Source organism: Nonomuraea sp. NPDC050310, from assembly GCF_040655795.1.
GTDB lineage: Bacteria > Actinomycetota > Actinomycetes > Streptosporangiales > Streptosporangiaceae > Nonomuraea.
Genome location: NZ_JBFAKP010000060.1, coordinates 1 through 1032, shown reverse-complemented (window position 1 = coordinate 1032; position 1032 = coordinate 1). Strand labels below are relative to the sequence as shown.

Annotated in this window: 1 rRNA gene; it reads right to left on the bottom strand. The window is 57.4% G+C overall.

The features are described from left to right. Positions 1-5: 5 nt before the first annotated feature. Positions 6-1032, bottom strand: a 23S ribosomal RNA gene (locus AB0I67_RS43125); the annotation flags it as partial.

The following is a 1032-nucleotide window of genomic DNA, read 5'->3' as shown; positions in this document are numbered from 1 at the left end:
GCTTTGTGGTCAAGTCCTCGGCCTATTAGTACCGGTCAGCTCCACACCTTACAGTGCTTCCACCTCCGGCCTATCAACCCAGTAGTCTGCTGGGGGCCTTACCCACTCTCGTGGTGGGAGACCTCATCTCAAGGCGAGCTTCCCGCTTAGATGCTTTCAGCGGTTATCCCTTCCGAACGTAGCCAACCAGCCATGCACCTGGCGGTACAACTGGCACACCAGAGGTTCGTCCGTCCCGGTCCTCTCGTACTAGGGACAGCCCCTTTCAAGTCTCCTGCGCGCGCAGCGGATAGGGACCGAACTGTCTCGCGACGTTCTAAACCCAGCTCGCGTACCGCTTTAATGGGCGAACAGCCCAACCCTTGGGACCTACTCCAGCCCCAGGATGCGACGAGCCGACATCGAGGTGCCAAACCATCCCGTCGATATGGACTCTTGGGGAAGATCAGCCTGTTATCCCCGGGGTACCTTTTAGCCGTTGAGCGACACCGCTTCCACACGCCGATGCCGGATCACTAGTCCCAGCTTTCGCTCCTGCTCGACCCGTCAGTCTCACAGTCAAGCTCCCTTGTGCACTTACACTCGACACCTGATTGCCAACCAGGCTGAGGGAACCTTTGGGCGCCTCCGTTACCCTTTAGGAGGCAACCGCCCCAGTTAAACTACCCACCAGACACTGTCCCCCACCCGGATCCACGGGCGCGGGTTAGACGTTCAAAACGACCAGAGTGGTATTTCACCAATGACTCCACCCAAACTAGCGTCTGAGCTTCCCAGTCTCCCACCTATCCTACACAAACCGTTCCAAACGCCAATGTCAAGCTGTAGTGAAGGTCCCGGGGTCTTTCCGTCCTGCTGCGCGAAACGAGCATCTTTACTCGTACTGCAATTTCGCCGGGTCTGCGGTTGAGACAGCGGGGAAGTCGTTACGCCATTCGTGCAGGTCGGAACTTACCCGACAAGGAATTTCGCTACCTTAGGATGGTTATAGTTACCACCGCCGTTTACCGGCGCTTAAGTTCTCACCTTCGC